Below are 12887 nucleotides of genomic sequence, written 5' to 3' on the forward strand. Positions count from 1 at the left end.
GATTTCCGATTCACTTGCCCCACTGGACTGCGTCGAGAACGCCCAGCTGTGTGGTCTTGGGAGGGGTGGTGATGGTTCCGGCCCCGTCACGCAGCACGAGCTGGCGCACGTCCTGGCCCACCGGATCCCATTGCGGCAGCCGCGGACTTGTCGGCGCCTTGCCGTGCGCGAACTCCGCCACCAGATCCATGAAGGCGGCCGAGGTTTCCTGCTCTTTCGGCCCGTCGCCGAACTTGGCCACGTTGGTCGGGTGTGCGTAGGTACCGAACAGGAACGGCGATGTCGACTCGTGCGGCACACCGAAGTACGGCGGCCTCACGGGGTGCGCGTACTCCATCAGGTACAGCGGTGCGCGTCGCTCCACCGCCACACGACGGGTGAACGCGAGGATGTCGTGACGGATCAGGGCATCGCCCCACAGCTCGGTCCACAGCGATAGTGGATCCGTCGGCCTGCCGTCCTGCTTCGCCGAATCCGTGTACAAGGCAACGGCATCGGAGACAGTCGACCCCGACACGGAGGGCACCCCCTGCTCCAGGATGTCGCGGAACGCGGCGCGCAGCGAGGCCGCATCGGTGGGCTGCGCCTGTGGCTCGGGCGCATTGGGGCCGGTGAAGAAGGCTCCCTCGGTGCTCGTATAGATGGAGATGGTGGGGATGTCTGGTAACGGCTGATTGACATCGAAGGCCGGAAGTAGCACCGGATCCAGCACCGGACCGCGGTACTGACGACCGCTCTTCACCACCCGCTGCTGCTTCGGCAGGGCGAATTGCGCAACCCACCAATCGCGGATCCGATCCGCCGGTATGTTTTTCAGATTCTTCACCGCGACCCCCTGAGCGGCGGCCAGCGCATCGAACACCGCGGTGGCATCGTCCGGAGTGAGACTGAGGTACGGACTCCACACATGCGCCTGGCTGATACTGATGATCCGGCGCAGTAGCGGGCGCGTCTGCGGATGCAGGGCCAGCTGCCACGTGCTCGCACCACCCGCGGAGGTGCCGATGAGCGTGATGTTTCCCGGATCGCCGCCAAATGCCCTGGCATTCTCACTAACCCAGTGCAGCAGCGCGATCTGGTCTTGCAGCCCCCAGTTGGCGTGCAGCCCGGTAGCGGGGTCTTCCAGGGCCGGATGACCGCAGAACCCGAACGCACCCAACCGATAGTTGAAGTTGACGACGACGGCACCGGCGCGCTCGGCGAGCGCTGCCCCGTCGTACACCGGCAGGCTGCCCGCACCCCGGGACCAGCCACCACCGTGGATGTAGACGATCACCGGCAGTGACGCTGCGCCGTCGACCGACGGCGTCCACACATTGGCGTAGAGCGCATCTTCTTGGCGCACCGGATCGCCACCGGTCGGCTGAATGAAGTCAGAGCCAAACCGGGTGGTGTTCAACGTGTCTCCCCACGGAGTCACCGGGCGGGGGGATCGGAAACGATTCTCTCCCGTCGGCGGCTGCGCGTAGGGGATGCCACGGAACACGTGCACCTTGCCGGCGGTCTGCCCCCGAATCGCGCCGCCGGTCACCGTAACTTGCGGGTTTGCCGCGCGAGCCTGCGAGCCGCAACCGGCAATCGCCGCCGCTCCAGCCAACGTAAAGGCTGTTCCTAGCAATTCCCGCCGGGTAATCACCTCTCCATCTTCGGGATACGGCATCGCGCACCAAACAATCGCGAATTCAATTCGTCAGTTCGGAGACAATCCGTCAAGTTGACCCCTTAGCCACCCCATTGCGCCACCTATGCACTCAGGCCGCAAACAACAAGTCCCAGTTCAGAGGGTTGTTCACCAATCAGTCATCTCGCATTAGTCCACCAACGTCGGTGTAGCGGGGCACCCGCATAGTCCGTCACTTTGTGTGGTGCCAATACCTGGCCCTCAGCCCGAGTCTCGCCCATTCTTGGGTCGACATTGAACATCCGCTAACTCATCGAGGTGCTTCAGCATGACATCTGCGACCAAGACCCAGGCCGCGACCGAACTGTTCGATACGCGCCCATGCGTCAACTCGGTCGACGCGATGGCGTCCGTAGCCTCGCATGTATGCCCCGAAGTGCTGCGATCGCTGCCACGCTGCGATCAGCGCGCCAAGGGTGAGGACTATGTCACCGGCCTGTTGAAGGTGCGCGGACGTAAGTCGGCACGGAACATGGCGGCCAGCATGGGCCGATCGACGGGTCGCGAGGTGAGCGAGCAGAATCTGCATCACTTCGTGAACAGCTCCACCTGGGACTGGTGGGCGGTGCGCCGGGACCTGACGTCCTATCTCACCAGCGCGTACCACGCGGCGGCATGGGTGGTGACCCCGATGCTGATCCCCAAGGCCGGTGTGCACTCGGTGGGCGTGGACCGACGGTATTGCCCTCGCGCCGGCCGGGCGGTCAACGGCCAGCTGGCCCTCAGCGTGTGGCTCGCTGCCGACGGCTTCGCGGTGCCGGTGAGCTGGCGGCTGCACCTGTCGCAGCCCTGGCTGGAGTCCACCCCCAAGAAGTCGAAGACCTCCATCCCCGAGGACTACCCGCTGGAGTCGGTGAGCGGCTGCGCGCTCTCGTCGTTCCAAGAGTTCGCCCGGGTGGCGCGCCCCGCGAAGGCACCAGTCATCTTCGATCTGCTCGGCGCCAGTGGCGCGGACCTGGCACAGGTCTTCGGGACACTCGCACACCAGGTCGCGACCACCCGAGTACCCAGCGACCTACAGCTTCAGGTCGTCGACCCGGCATTCGCGGGCTACCAGGGGCGTGTGCTGCCGGCTGCCCAGATCGTGCAGGCCACCAAGGGCTCGCGCCGCACGGAGCAGTACGTCTACCAGGGACGCCGCCACTTGATCAGCATCGCCAAGGTACAGCTGGCCGACCCGGGTGCGCCACGATCGCGGACACCGTTGACGCTCGTCGGGATGACTCCCCTGGACCATTCCCGTGCGCGCACCGAACTCTGGTTGACCAATGACCCCGAGTTCTCCACCTCGTCACAGGCGCATCAGGTGGCACTGGCCGATCACGTGCAACAGGGATATCTGCACCTGGCGAACCGGATGGGCATGCAGGACTTCGCAGGACGGTCGTTCACCGGATGGCACCGGCACGCCACCCTGGTGTCCATCGCGGCGGCAGTCGGCTGCCTGGTGTCACCCGGTCTGGCGAGTGAGCAGCGAACCTCTCACTTTCCACAGCTTGATGGCGAGCTGCGTGTCCAGGAGCCGCTCGGCATCCTGCCACCCGTCACCAAGTAGCTCATTTACCCGATCGAGTCGGCGCACCACCGTGTTGGGGTGTGTGTGCAGGATCTTCGCGGCGCGGGTGGGACTGGCACCGACGGTGAAATACACGTCGAGTGTCTGCAGCAGGTCGGTGTCGCGGTCCTCGTCATAGTCGATGACGGGGCCGACCATCGATCTGACGAATCCCTCCACGTCCTGGTGGCGCGATAAAAGCACCCCCAGGAAGCCTAGTTCGTTTGCGGCAGCGGCTGTTCCAAGGGCACCCAGCGCGCTCATCGCATCCATGCAACGCATCGCGTCCTGGTAGGTGTCCTCGATGGACTCGATCCGGTCCGACGGTCCGGCGGAGGACACCGTCACCGGCATCCGGAGGTGTGCCGTCGTCTCGTCCCATACCGTCTGGGCGGCGCGCCCCGCGTCGGATCCCGGAATGAGCAGCACCACCACCTCATCCTGCGTGGCGCGCAAGCCACCTACCCGCGAGGCGAACGATGCCGACCACAGCGACGCGCGATCCAGCCCACCACGTTCAGGCCTGACGATGACGACGATGTGTGGCTGGTTGAGGTCCAAAGCCAAACGACGGGCATAGATTTGGACCAACCGACTGTCACGCTGACGGTAGTCCAGCACGTCGCGCAACAGGTCATTGCGCAGCTGCGATACCGACAGCGACATCCGGTTGTCACCGCACAGCACCACGGCGGCGGTCGTGGCGAGATCCTGAATTTTCAACGGGTACAACGAGACCGGCCCGTCGCCCAGACTCGCGACGGACAGCTCACCGTGGAAGTCGTCACCAACAGTCAGCGCTGCGGTAAGGATGTTGCGCGCGTTCGGTTTCCACTTATAGGAGGCGATCTCGCCTCCGTCATGTCCCGTCACCCGCATCGCGACGCCGAGCTGCTCCCCGGCCGTGAGGACAAAGCCGTCCATGCCTCCGGGACCTGCTCCGGTGTCCAACAGCGTGGTCCGCAGCTCCAGCCGACGCTCCAATGCGCTGATTTGCGCTGTATTGCTGGAGAATTCACGGGCTCGGGCAAGAGCGATCCCCGCGAACGAGCACAGGCTCGCGAAGAGAGACCGTTCGGCGGCCGTGAAGCTGCGCACCGTCCGCGAACCGACGTACAGGTTGCCGAAATGCCGTCCCTCATGTTCCATCGGCATGACCATCAGGCTGTGCACACCCTCAGAACGCATGGCGGCATCGCCGTCGCTGGCCCGGCTGAATCGGGTGTCGGACGGGTAATCCGCGGTCCACACCGGGCCCTGTCCCGCGCGGTACAGGCTGACCAACCCGACGTCGTCTCCGATCGGGAAATAGAGCCCGTGGTTTATGGCGGTGGTGGGCCCGTCGACGTAGCGCACGTGGTGCCGCATCTCCGGAGCCGAGTCGTCGCGCACCGAGATGAAGGAGAAGTCGGCGTCGAGCATGATCCGTGCACGTTTGACCAGGGTCGTCGACGCTTCGTCGAGGTCATGGCAGCCAAGTAGGTCGATTCCCACGCCCACCAAGTTGGACAGCCGTGCCTCACGCTGATTCTGCCCCTCGATAAGGCCGTAGATGCGCTCGGCGTACCCCCTGGCCCGGTGTAGATCGGCGGCGCTCCACGGTGGCGAGGACTCACGCGCCATCTCTTTGAGCCGGGCCTCGAACACGTCGGGAGCCGTTCCGGAGGCCAGCAGCCGCAGCACGGCCAACGCTGAGTGGCCCGCACTCGGCACCGCATCGCGCGCCCCACTCGCCTGAATCTCAGTCAATCCCAACAACCCCGTCTGCCGTGTGTGCGTGGCAACCGTATGGGCGGGGTAGGGCACCGTCAAGACTCTTGCGCGCGAACAGTTCGCAAAGAATCAACCTGAGTGAAAGTTCGCGCAGGTGATTTCCTCAGCAAGGGCGCGCGATGACCTCCGCAACCAGCTGACCTGCCGCTCCGATGTAGGTGGTGGGGTCCAGCAGTTTATCGATCTCGGCCTCGCTCAACCACTCGATGATCTCCGGCCGGGCCAGACTTGCCTCACGCAAACTCAGGTTACGCGTGACCGCCTCATCCACCACGGCGGTGACGATGGCTTTGGCCGGCCCCTTGCCCAGCCGTGGGGCGAGTGCCGCCGACAGCCGCTCCGCCGACGGCTGACCGCCGAGCAGGGCAAGATTCTCCGACATCCGTTCGGCGCGCACCTGCAGTCCGCGGCTCAGTTCAACGGCGGTCTGGGCCGCACCCCCGGTGAGGCGCAAGCACTCCCGCAACACCAACCATTCCGCGTGCCAGCCACCGGCCGAGCGCTCGTCTTCGCTGAGCAACGACTGCGTCAGGACGATGCTCAGGGCCGGAACCTGGAGCGCCGCCGATCGAATCATGGTTGCCAGCACTGGATTTCGCTTGTGTGGCATCGCCGAGGACACCCCGCGACCAGGTGGGGCCGGCTCCGCTACTTCGGCGATCTCGGTGCGGCTCAACGTCAGTACGTCGACCGCGAGCTTTCCGAGAGCTCCCGCCACGAAGGCCGTGGTACTGCCGATATCCGCAATGGGAGCGCGCAGCGCATGCCACGGCAAGCCGGACTCGGCCAGCCCCGTTCTGCGCGCGAATGCCGCGTTCAGTTTCTCGACGAACGCCCCGGGCTCGATCCCCTCCTGCCCCGCGTATTCGAGGTATCCGGCAAGAGTTCCCGCGGCACCGCCGAGCGATACCGGAAGCGCATCCGCCAGCGCGCACACCCGTGTGTGTGCCTCCAGAACCAGCGCACGCCACCCGGATGCCTTGAGCCCGAACGTCGTCGGCACGGCCTGCACGGCCAGCGTGCGGGCGGCCATCACGGTGTCACGGTGCTGCGCGGCCAGCTCCGCAAGCGCCTCGGCCACATGGCCCAGGTCCGTGGCGATGATCTCCAGAACCCGCTTCGTCAGCATCATCGCCCCGGTATCGAGAATGTCCTGGCTCGTCGACCCGCGATGCACGTAATCCGTGGCACTCGGCTCGATCTCACCCACGATCCGGGTCAGTTCCTTGATCAGCCCGACGACGGGGTTCGCGGTCTCCCGAGCCGATAGAGCCACCGCACGGACGTCGATATCGTGCGCGGCCGCTGCCCTGGCGATGACATCGGCCGCATCCCTCGGCAGCACGCCGATATCCGCTTGGGCGGCCGCCAGCGCGACCTCGGCATCGAGCATTGCCTGCAACCAGGCCGCATCGGTCAGTTCGGCCTCGGCGTTGGTGCCGGCACTCACCGGGGACAGCAGCCCGGTATCCAAGAAACCGCTCACACCAACACCCCGTGATCACCCACATCCGCTAAAGGATTGGGCGCACACGCCAATGCGGCACGAGCAATCGCGTCGGCGTCACCCAGTGTCACCGAATCCACTCCCGGCCTGATCCCCGCCGCGGTGACCCAATGCACCGATTCGGTGGGAACCCCATAGGCGAACCGTCGCGGATGCACTCTCCCGTCCGCACTGATCAACCGATACGGACGCTCCGTGACCGCCAGTCCTCTTGTCTGGTAGGCCTTCTGATCGTCTGTGGGAATCTCGTATTGGCGGCATTGCCCCGTCTCCTGCAGGAAGACCAGCAGCGGGTCGCTGCTGCGGCGCAGGTCCGGTTCGTGCAGTCGAGCCTCGATGAGACTGCGTGTGCGCACCGCCGATCCCGGCACCAGCGGCGACTCGATGACCACCGCGGGATCGTGGGTGTCGAAGCGCACCTGCATCTGCGGCCCCACCAAATGCATGACGCCCGCCTCCACCAGCGCAATGATCTCCTCGATCCGCTGGGCCGGAGGGCCGATAGACAAGAAGGCGTTGAGCGGCGTGTACCAGCTCTCCAGTTCGTCCCGGTATGACTTTCCGTCCAGACCACCGTGATCCACTGCGAGCCGGATCTCGTTGCGTAGGTCCCGCAGTACGTCGAGTGCCGCCTTCACCGGCCCGTCGACATTGCCCTCGCGCGCCATCACGACATCGGCCCGCAGGTGCTCAAGGATCCACGCGGTGAAATCCTCGGGGCCACTGAACTCACGGTCGCCCCAGGGGCGGTCGAGATCATCCCATTTCCAGACGATATCTCCCAGCCCATGATCAGACAGAACCGCAGGCAGCGCGTCCTGCGCGGCATGGAGGTAACTCTCGGCGAACTCCTGTACCGGTGCACCGCGCTGAGTCAAATGCCGTTCGTAGTAAACGCACTCCACCTCACGCGCGATAAGCGGCCACAGGTCGCGGCGGAACTGCAGCAGCCCTCCGAGATCCGCGCGGAGCTGGGCAATCCGCTCGACGGTGAGCAGCCGCGGAAAGTAGCGCCCGGAGGATCCCTTCTGGTTCTCGCCGCGGGCGTGGTACGGGATGCCACGGCGCGAACTGGCGTACAGCACGGGCTCCTGCCCCGACGGGCGGTACACCAGGCGCGCACCCTCACGCAGGAACTTCCCGCCCCGTCCCACCGTCAACAACGCCATGTAATCGAAGAAGTTCAGTCCCAGTCCCCGAACTGCCACGGGCTCACCTGCTGTGATGGCCGACAGGTCGATGTCCGCCGGATTGGCCGGCGTGACATAGGTCAGCCCGTGGATACGGGCGAGAGAGGCTGCGCGCGCCTCGCCGGGACGCAGCCCCGCGGGCACGTGTCCGACAGCCAGAATGACGGCCTTGAGATCGTGTAAACGGGCTCCGTTCTCCAGCCGAACCCCCTGGGGCCCATCGATATCACCGTGAGTATCGGCCAGCGCCACCGCGCGGGAACGATGCACACGAACCGTCACGTGCTCCGGCGCCCATCCGACGACGCGCGCGAAACTGTCGCTGAGATAGTGCCCGTAGAGTGCGCGCGTCGGGTACGAATTGGACCGCAGCGTGCGTGCCTCGGCGATGGCCTTCTCGCCACTGCGGGATGGATCACCCAGCAATGCAAGACTTTGTGCCCATTCGTAGAGTGTCGGCCCAGGCTCAATGGGGCCCGCGATGGCCACGCTGTCGTCGGTGAAGACGGTGATCTGCGAGGCCACGGTGTTCATCAACAGATGCCAGGACTGATCGGTGCGCCACACCGATCCGGCTCCCGGTGAGTACGGATCGACCACGTGCACGACGATCCGGTCCGCAGTGGGTGCGTGACGTTCGTTGGCGCACAGCCGCTCCAGCACCGCCAGTCCGCGAGGGCCGGCACCGATGATGCAAATCTGATGATCCGACATCTACCGCACTCCCGCCGTCGATGCCACCGCTGTCAGACCGAAATCGGTATCGCCGTGCATCCAGGCCAATGCCTCATGCAGATCGGAATCGTGCATGGCGCCCAGCTTTTCATTGCGCTCTACGGCCGCGTGCCCGGCCGCGTGCCAGATGCCGATGCTGTCCCGGGCCGCCAATGTCACGTCTCCGGTGCGGTCGCGCCGCGCCTCGACAAAACGGCCGAATCTGCCGGGGATACGGTCGGGATCGGCACCGATGATCGCGCCGAAGACGACGGCGTCTTCGAGTGCCTGGCTGGCACCCTGCGCCGCATAATGCAGCATGGGATGTGCCGCGTCACCCAACAACACCACCCGCCGGTCTGACCACTGCCGCACCGGGTCACGATCCACCAGTGCCCAGGACCTCCAGTCCCGTCCCAGCTCAAGCAGACTGCGGGCCGTCCCCCGCAAGGGCGCCAGCTCGCCGAGCACCCGGGCCTCACTTACCGAGACTCCCGAGAACGCCTCCACGGCGCCGTCGGTTCGGCTGGCCGCCAGATTGAGCAGTGCGCCGCCGGCGATCGGGTAGGTCACCAGATGGCATCCGGGCCCGGTCCACCACGTGACCGAATTCGATTGCAGACTCTCGTCGACACGGTTGATCGGAACCGTGGTGCGGTACACCGTGATCCCGGCGACCCGCGGTTCTCCGTCGTCCAGCAGGGTGCGCCGGATGGCTGAGTTGATGCCGTCGGCGCCGATCAGACCGTCGCCTTCCACGCTGGTGCCGTCGCTAAGTAGCGCGCGCACTCCCGCGGCGTCCTGCCGATATCCGAATACCTCACTACGGCTGCGCAGTTCGATGCGGCCGTCCGCGGCGCACTTGTCGACCAGGATGCGATGTAACTCGGCGCGATGCACCACCAGGTACGGACTATCGAACCGATGCTGGTAGTCCGCGCCCAGGCTCATGGTGTTGATCAGGCGATCGACGGTGGCGTCGAACAGTCGCAGCGAGTCCACCTGGACTCCGATGCGCGCGATCTTGTCACCCACACCCAGCAGGTCCAGCGCATGTAATCCGTTGGGTGCTAGCTGGATACCTGCCCCGATCTCGGCGAACTCACGGGCCCGCTCCAGCACGATCACCTCGTTACCCGAGGAGGCGGCGCTCAACGCGGCGGCAAGCCCGCCGATGCCGCCACCAACCACAATGAGCCGGCTCATCACTGGGCTCCATTCTCTTCGCGCACGCGGCTCATCAGAAGGCCCCGGCTCCGATGCGCGCCGACAGTTCCAGCCTCTTGATCTTCGTGGTGGCCGTCTGCGGCAGTTCATCGAGACGCAGCTGCAACGGTGGCGCCATGGGTGGCAGCTGCGCCGCCGCCGCGTCCCACGCGTTAAGATTCAGTGGCACATCGTTTTTCGTGCACACAACCGGCTGGGCGAGACCATTCGGGCCGGCGACGATGATCACCTCGGTGAGCTCATCGACCGCCAGGAACAGACGATCCTCGGCGGCCAGGGTGCTGCCGAAACCGTCGATCAGGTCAACCTCGCGATCGAGCAGATGGATGCAACCCCAGCGGGTGCGGTAGCCGACATCACCCATCCGCCACCATCCGTCATCGAGCTGCTTGTCGTAGCGTTCCTGCTCGCCGAGGTAGGTACGAATCCGGCCGTCGGTGCGCACCTCGATGTAGCCGGGGTTTTCCGACGACGGCGGCTGCCCATTGCGCGACACGATCCGCACATCGGTCATGCCCGGGAAGGGGTAACCGACGCAACGCCCATCGGAGTCCGCGGAACGGAAGCGGCTGAACCCGCGCGCAACGATAGGACCAACCTCGCTTTGTCCGTAGAGCTGTCCGAACAGCGGGCGCCGCCGACCCGAGGCCGCGAGCAGCGTGCGCACGGTGCGAGGATGAATGGCATCGAAGGTGCTGCTGAAGTACTTCACCGAGGCCAGTGGGCGTCGCGGGTCTTCGGCTAGCACCTCCCAATTGATGAAAGTATTCGGGTGGGCCTCAAGGATTCCCGGCTTCACGCGTAGGAAGATCTCCGCGGCGTGCTCCGGTTCGTCGTCGACGAGTACCACCACCGGGAAGCCGCGCAGGATCGCGATCGCCAGTGCTGTCACCAGACGCGAATGCACGAAGGACACGTGGATGACGACGGGCTCGCGGCGGCGCACCAGTGCGGCCACGGCGGCTTGTGGGCGATAGCGCGCCTCGAAAGTGAAGTTGGTGTGCACCGCAAGCTTGGGCACTCCGGTGGTACCGGAGGTGTGCGTGATCAGTGCCGGATCGTGCGGACTAGGTATAGCGGCGGGCGCCGCAGCAGCCGGAGTCAGCCCTGAAAGTGTGACGGCCTGGGGGTGTTCGCCTTCGGCGAGTAAGACGCGAGAGGTGATTTCGGCGATGGGCTCCCCGGCCAGCTCACCGTCGAGCTTGGCCGCGTCGGTCAACAGCGTCGGGTTGCCGACCCGCCTGATGAGGGTGGCCACCGTCGGGCCGTCGAGCTTGGGGGACAGCAGAACTGGTACCGCACCCACGCGGGCGGCGGCACATGCCGCCAACGTGATATCGAAACCATCGGACTTGTGGATGACCAGTTTTTCGCCCGGAGCGACACCGGCGGCACGCAGCCGTCGCGCGATATCGTCAACCGCGGCAGCCACCGCGGCGATGGTCGCGGTGCCCTGCAGCTGGGGAGCCAGCGAAGGCCGGTGATCCAGCGTCAGAGTGTTGGAGGGGTGCCTGCGTGCCGCGCGCTCGAAGAGCGTGCCCAGCTTGATACCACGGTTTCCGATGCGCTGCAGAATCATTGGGGTACTCCGGCTTCCTGGGTAGCGCGCGACTCCTCGGTGATACGCGCGATGGCGTCCACGGTGGCCTGCATATCGGCGCGGAGCTTGTCGCCCCACTCACTGACGAACCGCTGCTTACCCTCTTCGTCGAGGTGCGACATGATCTCGGTGATGCCCTCGGTGGGCTTACCCATCCGGTAGTGGTGCCGCAGGATCGATCCGCCCTCGGCGGCGTCGACAAAGTAGCTCCAGACGCTCTCCTGCAATTCGCCCGATCGATTCAGGATGGACCAGCTGAACTGCCTAGGCGCTTCGGCGGCCACGATCTCGCTCTCCGTCTGCCAGCCGCCGCGCACCACCGGCGCCCAGGCAACGACATCGGTCGCACGATTGTTGTTTCCGCGGAAGCGGGAGCCAACTTGGCCCGGTTCACCGGATATCCACTGTCCACCAATGCATTCAGGGCTCCAGCGACCACTCTCGGGGAGGTCGCTCACCAAGGCGTACAGCTCGTCAGGGGTTGCGGTGGAGAAGGCGCTGGTTTCGATTTCGAAGAGGGTCACGCATAAAAGGCTGGCATCGGCGCTGGGGTGCAGCGATGTATCCGCGGACGGTCCGTCAAGTTGGTTTCCGGGTCCGTCAAGTCGATGCGCCGCAGACGGTAAAAGCCCTGGTTGCGGCCGGGAATCACGCGGGCAGCAGTACGAGGCGAGTGCCCCCCATGACCTCGGTTTCGATACGCCGGTGCGCCCGCGCCGCTTCCGAAAACTGCATCACATCAATGGTATTCGGAGTCAGGTCACCGGCGGCCAACAGAATCGCGGTGCGCTGGGCCGCATTGGCGAGCTGACAGGCCGACGCCCTGGACATGACAAATCCGCGGATGGATCCGCTCTTGCGGTACAGCGGCCCCAGCGGGACGGGACGCTGGGTCTCCGGGGTTCCGTCTCCCGATAGCAGGACGATGCGGCCATGCGGCGCAAGCAGATCCACCGCTGCGACAAGATCGTTGACGCCCGAAGTGTCGACATAGACGTCGATGCCGCCGTGGTGCGCCTTACCCACCGTCCCGAGCCAGTCCGTGGTGTGGTCGTACGCCTCATGGGCGCCGAGTTGCAGGCATCTGTCCAGGCTGCGCTGGGAAGCGACCGCGATCACCCGCGCACCGCATCGGACCGCGAGGGTGACGGCCGCCGACCCTACATTTCCACCGGCACCGACGATCAGCACCGTTTCCCCGGCTCTGATTTCCCCATACTCGACGGTTGCCAGATACGCGGTAGAGGCAGGATGGGCCACGGCGACGGCCGCCAACGGATCGACATCCGCCGGCAACTCATACAGTCTTTCGGCCGGAACTGTGGCCAATTCCGCTGTAGCACCTTGCCTTCCGTCGTATCCGAGGCTGGTGCACCACACCTGATCGCCGGCACGGAATCCCCCAGCATCGTGCACAACCGTGCCGACAAGGTCGCGTCCCACCACGAACGGCAGCGGAATTGACGTGGGGTACGCACCCGACCGCACGAAGGTATCGACCGGATTGACGGCTACCGCGCCGACCTGGACGAGTACCTCATCGGCCCCCGCCACAGGTTCGGGAAGCGTGCCGTATCGGATGTTTTCCGCGGGTCCTCGCTGCTCGATATAGGCGGCGCGCATGCACACATCTTGCGGCA

Annotated in this window: 9 protein-coding genes; 1 reads left to right on the forward strand and 8 read right to left on the reverse strand. The window is 65.4% G+C overall.

The features are described 5' to 3' along the window. Positions 1-10 precede the first annotated feature (10 nt). Positions 11-1636, reverse strand: coding sequence for a carboxylesterase/lipase family protein (locus B4393_RS15575; protein WP_109558233.1), 1626 nt, complete (start codon positions 1634-1636; stop codon positions 11-13). A 313-nt stretch (positions 1637-1949) separates the two neighbouring features. On the opposite strand from B4393_RS15575, the gene B4393_RS15580 reads away from it, so the two are divergent. Further along, positions 1950-3236, forward strand: a complete 1287-nt coding sequence (locus tag B4393_RS15580; RefSeq protein ID WP_078334838.1) for an IS701 family transposase — start codon at positions 1950-1952, stop codon at positions 3234-3236. Here B4393_RS15580 and B4393_RS15585 read toward each other — a convergent pair. The 7 genes from B4393_RS15585 to B4393_RS15615 all read right to left on the reverse strand — a co-directional run bounded on the left by B4393_RS15585 (position 3132) and on the right by B4393_RS15615 (position 12870). Further along, positions 3132-4883, reverse strand: coding sequence for a helix-turn-helix domain-containing protein (locus B4393_RS15585; RefSeq protein ID WP_078334923.1), 1752 nt, complete (start codon positions 4881-4883; stop codon positions 3132-3134). The genes B4393_RS15580 and B4393_RS15585 overlap by 105 nt on opposite strands. A 229-nt stretch (positions 4884-5112) precedes the next feature. After that, complete coding sequence (locus tag B4393_RS15590; protein ID WP_078334839.1) at positions 5113-6495, reverse strand: nitrosuccinate lyase; 1383 nt, start codon at positions 6493-6495, stop codon at positions 5113-5115. Beyond that, positions 6492-8420: an FAD/NAD(P)-binding protein gene (locus tag B4393_RS15595; protein WP_078334840.1), complete on the reverse strand. Its 1929-nt coding sequence runs from the start codon at positions 8418-8420 to the stop codon at positions 6492-6494. The genes B4393_RS15590 and B4393_RS15595 overlap by 4 nt, the downstream gene beginning before the upstream one ends. Next, the gene (locus B4393_RS15600; RefSeq protein ID WP_078334841.1) at positions 8421-9626 is read right to left on the reverse strand and encodes an FAD-dependent monooxygenase; all 1206 of its coding nucleotides are present in this window, start codon (positions 9624-9626) and stop codon (positions 8421-8423) included. It abuts the gene before it with no gap. 34 nt (positions 9627-9660) lie between these two features. Beyond that, positions 9661-11226: an AMP-binding protein gene (locus B4393_RS15605; RefSeq protein ID WP_078334842.1), complete on the reverse strand. Its 1566-nt coding sequence runs from the start codon at positions 11224-11226 to the stop codon at positions 9661-9663. Beyond that, positions 11223-11771 (reverse strand): SRPBCC family protein, encoded by a 549-nt coding sequence (locus tag B4393_RS15610; RefSeq protein ID WP_078334843.1) that lies wholly within the window; start codon positions 11769-11771, stop codon positions 11223-11225. The genes B4393_RS15605 and B4393_RS15610 overlap by 4 nt, the downstream gene beginning before the upstream one ends. Positions 11772-11895: 124 nt before the next feature. Further along, complete coding sequence (locus tag B4393_RS15615; RefSeq protein WP_078334924.1) at positions 11896-12870, reverse strand: NADPH:quinone reductase; 975 nt, start codon at positions 12868-12870, stop codon at positions 11896-11898. Positions 12871-12887: the final 17 nt, after the last annotated feature.

This window comes from Mycobacteroides franklinii (genome assembly GCF_002013895.1).
Classification (GTDB): Bacteria; Actinomycetota; Actinomycetes; order Mycobacteriales; family Mycobacteriaceae; genus Mycobacterium; species Mycobacterium franklinii.

Excerpts from the sequence above, each read along its gene's own strand:
- B4393_RS15580 (WP_078334838.1), top strand. The coding sequence starts at position 1,950 with ATGACATCTGCGACCAAGACCCAGGCCGCGACCGAACTGTTCGATACG.
- B4393_RS15595 (WP_078334840.1), bottom strand. The coding sequence starts at position 8,420 with ATGTCGGATCATCAGATTTGCATCATCGGTGCCGGCCCTCGCGGACTG.
- B4393_RS15600 (WP_078334841.1), bottom strand. The coding sequence starts at position 9,626 with ATGAGCCGGCTCATTGTGGTTGGTGGCGGCATCGGCGGGCTTGCCGCC.
- B4393_RS15605 (WP_078334842.1), bottom strand. The coding sequence starts at position 11,226 with ATGATTCTGCAGCGCATCGGAAACCGTGGTATCAAGCTGGGCACGCTC.
- B4393_RS15615 (WP_078334924.1), bottom strand. The coding sequence starts at position 12,870 with ATGCGCGCCGCCTATATCGAGCAGCGAGGACCCGCGGAAAACATCCGA.